Origin of the sequence: Tardiphaga sp. (assembly GCF_044340795.1) — a bacterium.
Taxonomy (GTDB): Bacteria; Pseudomonadota; Alphaproteobacteria; order Rhizobiales; family Xanthobacteraceae; genus Tardiphaga.
This window is the reverse complement of the sequence record NZ_JBIISY010000368.1, coordinates 1-4,296: the sequence shown is the minus strand read 5'-3', so window position 1 is coordinate 4,296 and position 4,296 is coordinate 1. Positions and strand designations below refer to the sequence as shown.

Here is a 4,296-nt window from a genome sequence, read left to right as displayed (position 1 = left end):
CTTCAGTGCTTGCCCGTGAGATCGAGGTCTCGCTCAATTCGTTCCCGACTTCAATCCCGCTGCCATGTGGCCCAGTTCTGGTCGATGATGATGACTATCCGCTCATCGTCCAATACGACGATGCCGACGGTGTCGAGCGGACGGTCGCCGAAACCGTCTATCGGGTTGTCGATCTCGAAGAGGCGTGCCGCCGCATCGTCCTCCGCGCCGGGCAGGCATGGCCGCAGACCGCAAGCGGCGATGGGGTCGTTCGGGTCCGTTACTGGGCCGGCTATGACGCCGAAGACACCCGGGTCAATAACTTCAAGACGGCCGTCAAGCTCCACGTCCAGATGACCTACGACGGCGAGACTGAGACCGATCGCAATCTGCCGGAGACGATCAAGCGTCTCCTCCAGCCCTATCGCAGCATGTACGTCTGAAGGAGACGCAGCAATGGCCGATCTGACCATCACCGCCGCCAATGTCGTCGCCGATCCCTCGGCGACTCGCGTATCCGGACAGGCCGGTGAAACTATCGCGGCTGGCAAGGCCGTCTATCTCTCCTCCACCAGCAAAAAGTGGATGCTCGCCGACAGTAATTCCGCGACCGCTGAAGCCAAGATCGCTGGCGGTATCGCGCTGAATGGCGCTTCGCTCAATCAGCCCCTCGTCGTCTGTACCAGCGGCAAGGTGACGATTGGTGCCACGCTCACCGCGGGCTCGCCGTATTATCTCAGCGAGACGCCCGGCGGCATCCAGCCGGCGGCTGATCTCGGTGCCGGCGAGAACGTGTGCCAACTGGGACTGGCTTCGTCGACAACCGTGCTCGACATCAAGATCCAGAACCCGGGCGTCACCCTCTAAGCCATGGCGCGCGCCGGGAGCCTTCGACACAAAATCACCTTCGACAAGCGGGCTGACGTCGACGACGGTTACGGCAATACGCAGGCGGGTTGGGTCGAGCAATTTACTGTCCGCGGAGAGGTGAGGCCAAAGCTGGGCGGCGAGACCGTCACCGCGGCGCGGCTTCAGGCCCAGAACACGGTGACGATCAGCGTGCGCCAGAGTGACAAGACCCGCCTCATCCGTGAGGACTGGAGAGCGCGTGACCTGCCGGAGGGCGTCGAGTACGCCATCAAATCCATCGTGGATCCCGACGATGGCGGCGCCTGGCTCGAGCTGCTCTGCCAGACCGGGGCCGCTGCGTGAAGATCGTCACCATGTCCCGCGACTTCGACTATCGGCCCAGGGCCGGGGTCATCATCGCCTATGTCAGCGGCCGGACCTATCCGCGGGTGCCCGAGGCGGCCGTGGCCGCAATCAAGAAAGCCAAGGCCGGAACCATCCATGGCGACAAAATTGCACGGAAGGCAGCGGCTGCTGGCAAAGATGGCGGCGCTACCGGCGGAAGTCCGGTCGGCGATCAAGCAGGCGCTGGCTGAAGGCGCCGACGAAATCACCGACATGCAGAAACGTATTGCTCCGGTGAAGACCGGCGATCTGCGCAACAGCATCGTGCAGACCTGGGGCGGGGCGCGAGTGCGCTATTCATCCCTGAGCGCGACGGCCGGTGCCGGCGACCCTGACCTGACGGTTCGGATCTCGGCTGGCAACAGCAAGGTCCGATACGCGCACCTGATCGAGTTTGGGACCGCGCCGCACATCAACGGCGGCAAGTTTGCGGGCAGTCAGCATCCGGGCACGAAAGCGCAGCCGTTCTTTTACCCGCCGTATAGGGCGCTCCGAAAGCGCGTCAAGTCGCGCATCACCCGCGCAACCACGAAGGCGGCAAAGAAGGTGGCAGGCCAGTGACGAGCGCATCGCTGGAATTGCAAGGTGCAATCGTCAAGCGGCTTAAAGAGTATGCGCCGCTGACCGATCTCGTTGGTGACCGCATCTACGAGGAAGTGCCGCTTAAGGCGGTCATGCCGTATGTCTCGCTCGGCCCCGAACAGGTCGTATCTGAAGGTGCGGAGTGCATTACGGCATTCGAGGCTTTCAATCAGATCGATGCGTGGTCAACGCATGTGGGTCAACCGCATGTGAAGCTTCTGGCAGAGGCCATCCGGGCAGCACTCGACGAATTCGATCTGCCTCTCACTGACAACGCTCTTGTGTCAATGGAGCACCGCCAGACCCGCTTTCTGCGCGATCCGGCTAAGGGCGTGAACCACGCCGCCGTCGAATTCACCTCGTTCATCGAACAGCCCTAATCTCAACAGGAGGCCGCCATGGCACCGCCCGTCACTGCTCGTTTCGGTAAATTCCGCGTTCTGCTCGGCGATGGCGCCAGCCCGATGGTCTACACTGCGCCTTGTGGCTTCACGTCGAAGTCGTTGACGCTGACCAAGGAACTCACGGACGTCAATCTTCCGGACTGCGAGGACCCGGACGCGGTGGCTTGGGTCGGCCGCGACGCCGCCAGCCTTTCGGCTTCGGTGTCAGGTGAAGGCGTCATGGCCAGTCAGTCGGTCGAAACCTGGCTTGATGCGTGGGAGAACGTCGAAAGCGTTCCGGTCAAGGTGGAAGTGGAATTCCCGGCGAAGACGATCACCTGGACCGGCTTCATGCATGTCTCCACCTTCACCGCGGGCGCCGAGCAAGGTGGCCGAGTGACGGCAAACGTCGAGATGCAGTCCGACGGCGAGCTCGTGCGGACGGTGACGCCTTGAGCCGCGACGCTTCTCTTGATCTGGACTGGGCGGACGGAACGTACCGCTTCCGCCTTGGCTGGGCCGAGCTTGAGAAGTTGCAGGAGGCGGTCGATGCCGGGCCGTTCGTCATCCTCGATCGGCTCCAGGCCGGCACAAACAAGATCGGCGACATCAGTCACGTGCTGCGCCTCGGCCTGATCGGTGGCGGCATGCCCCCGGTCGATGCCTTACGCAAGGTCCGGTCGTATGTTGAGGACCGGCCGCCCGCGGAGAACCGCTTGCATGCGATCGCGGTGATGTCGGCTGGGTGTTACGGCGCCCCCGAGGAAGAAATCGAAAAAAAATCAAGGGCTCCGGATCAGGAAAGCGGATCGACGATCTCCCCAACGGAAAGATCAGGTTCGGAGCCATCTACGGAGCTGGCGGAAAGCTGAACATGACGCCCCAGCAAGTGGGCGCCATGTCGATGTGGCAGTTCTTCGCGATGCTGTCAGAGCAGGCGCAATCCGAGGGCCTCAGCTCGGCGGAAGCTGACGATCTCTGGGATTACCTGAAATCCAAGGAATAAAGCTTTGGCGACTGACCTTGAACGCCTCGTGGTGAGCCTCGAGGCGAACATCAAAAGCTATGAGCGGTCGCTCGCCAAGGCGATGGCGCAGACGAATTCGCAAGCGAGCGGGATCGAGAAGCGCTTTGCGACCATGAACAAGAACATCTCGAAGTCGTTCGACTTCGGGTCGTCGCTTAGTTCCGTCGGAAAGCTCGCCGGGGGCGTCCTCTCGGTCGCCGCGGCGAAAGAGTTTCTCGATTCCGCGACGAAGATTGACAACGCGCTCAAGGTCGCCGGCTTGTCCGGGGAACAGCTCAATGCCGTTTACGAGAAGCTGTACCAGTCCGCGCAAAGAAACGGTGCCCCTCTGGTCGAGCTTGCCGACCTGTATGGAAAGGTGGCGCTGTCTCAGAAAGAGCTGGGGATCGGGAGCCTGCAACTCGCGAATTTCACCGACAACGTGGCGCTGGCACTGCGTGTGTCGGGTAAGACGGCCGCAGAATCGAGTGGGGCACTGCTGCAGCTTTCGCAGGCGCTTGGAGCTGGCGTCGTGCGCGCGGAAGAATTCAACTCCATTCTTGAGGGCGCTCCCGCGATTGCGCAGGCGGCAGCCCGTGGTATCCAAGAGGCTGGCGGCTCGGTCGCGAAGCTGCGTCAGCTTGTGAATGACGGAGAAATCTCGTCCAAGGCGTTCTTTCTCGGCTTCCAGGCCGGCGCGGATGGTCTGCGCAGCAAGGCCGCAGCGATGGATATGACCATCTCTCAGGCCTTCACAAACCTGAAGAACGCAGCCATCAATGCCGCGCGCGAAGTCGATCAGGTGTCGAAGATCTCCAATGCGGCGGTCAACGGCATCAATAACCTCGCTCTCGCTGTGGACCGGCTCACCACAGCCTACAAGATGTTGGCGCAATACGTGGCGTCAACCGATGTCGGCAAAGGCGTCGCCTCGCTTGGTACGGCCGCCGACGACCTCTGGAAGAACCCGTCTTGGCGCAATCTCGTAAAGTTTCTTGAACCTGGCGCAGAGAAGCTGCTCTTCGGCACGGTTGAAGATCGCTCGGTACAATCGCGTATCGACGGACTTCAACAGCTCGGCAAGGCAATGAA

General features: G+C 61.7%; 9 protein-coding genes and 1 pseudogene. All 10 read left to right on the top strand.

All coding sequences use genetic code 11. The annotated features are described in order from the left end of the window. A pseudogene (locus ACIQ17_RS31475) lies at positions 1-422 on the top strand (hypothetical protein); the annotation flags it as partial. A 13-nt stretch (positions 423-435) separates the two neighbouring features. Then, the gene (locus ACIQ17_RS31470) at positions 436-846 is read left to right on the top strand and encodes a hypothetical protein (protein WP_398473437.1); all 411 of its coding nucleotides are present in this window, start codon (positions 436-438) and stop codon (positions 844-846) included. Positions 847-849: 3 nt separating this feature from the next. After that, entirely contained in the window at positions 850-1,191 is a 342-nt protein-coding gene (locus tag ACIQ17_RS31465; RefSeq protein ID WP_398473436.1) for a phage head closure protein, read from the top strand. Next, positions 1,188-1,424: a hypothetical protein gene (locus ACIQ17_RS31460; RefSeq protein WP_398473435.1), complete on the top strand. Its 237-nt coding sequence runs from the start codon at positions 1,188-1,190 to the stop codon at positions 1,422-1,424. Before ACIQ17_RS31465 ends, ACIQ17_RS31460 begins: the two co-directional genes overlap by 4 nt. Beyond that, positions 1,330-1,794, top strand: coding sequence for an HK97-gp10 family putative phage morphogenesis protein (locus ACIQ17_RS31455; RefSeq protein WP_398473434.1), 465 nt, complete (start codon positions 1,330-1,332; stop codon positions 1,792-1,794). The genes ACIQ17_RS31460 and ACIQ17_RS31455 overlap by 95 nt, the downstream gene beginning before the upstream one ends. Beyond that, on the top strand, positions 1,791-2,195 hold the full coding sequence (locus tag ACIQ17_RS31450; RefSeq protein ID WP_398473433.1) for a DUF3168 domain-containing protein: 405 nt from the start codon (positions 1,791-1,793) through the stop codon (positions 2,193-2,195). The genes ACIQ17_RS31455 and ACIQ17_RS31450 overlap by 4 nt, the downstream gene beginning before the upstream one ends. Before the next feature lie 18 nt (positions 2,196-2,213). Beyond that, positions 2,214-2,654 (top strand): phage tail tube protein, encoded by a 441-nt coding sequence (locus tag ACIQ17_RS31445; protein ID WP_398473432.1) that lies wholly within the window; start codon positions 2,214-2,216, stop codon positions 2,652-2,654. Continuing rightward, the gene (locus tag ACIQ17_RS31440; protein ID WP_398473431.1) at positions 2,651-3,070 is read left to right on the top strand and encodes a gene transfer agent family protein; all 420 of its coding nucleotides are present in this window, start codon (positions 2,651-2,653) and stop codon (positions 3,068-3,070) included. The genes ACIQ17_RS31445 and ACIQ17_RS31440 overlap by 4 nt, the downstream gene beginning before the upstream one ends. A gap of 2 nt (positions 3,071-3,072) precedes the next feature. Further along, positions 3,073-3,204: a hypothetical protein gene (locus ACIQ17_RS31435; RefSeq protein WP_398473430.1), complete on the top strand. Its 132-nt coding sequence runs from the start codon at positions 3,073-3,075 to the stop codon at positions 3,202-3,204. Between the two features lie 28 nt (positions 3,205-3,232). Beyond that, positions 3,233-4,296: tape measure protein (locus tag ACIQ17_RS31430; protein WP_398473429.1), on the top strand; the 1,064-nt coding region annotated here is incomplete at its 3' end.

Excerpts from the sequence above, each read along its gene's own strand:
- ACIQ17_RS31470 (WP_398473437.1), top strand. The coding sequence starts at position 436 with ATGGCCGATCTGACCATCACCGCCGCCAATGTCGTCGCCGATCCCTCG.
- ACIQ17_RS31465 (WP_398473436.1), top strand. The coding sequence starts at position 850 with ATGGCGCGCGCCGGGAGCCTTCGACACAAAATCACCTTCGACAAGCGG.
- ACIQ17_RS31455 (WP_398473434.1), top strand. The coding sequence starts at position 1,330 with ATGGCGACAAAATTGCACGGAAGGCAGCGGCTGCTGGCAAAGATGGCG.
- ACIQ17_RS31445 (WP_398473432.1), top strand. The coding sequence starts at position 2,214 with ATGGCACCGCCCGTCACTGCTCGTTTCGGTAAATTCCGCGTTCTGCTC.
- ACIQ17_RS31435 (WP_398473430.1), top strand. The coding sequence starts at position 3,073 with ATGACGCCCCAGCAAGTGGGCGCCATGTCGATGTGGCAGTTCTTCGCG.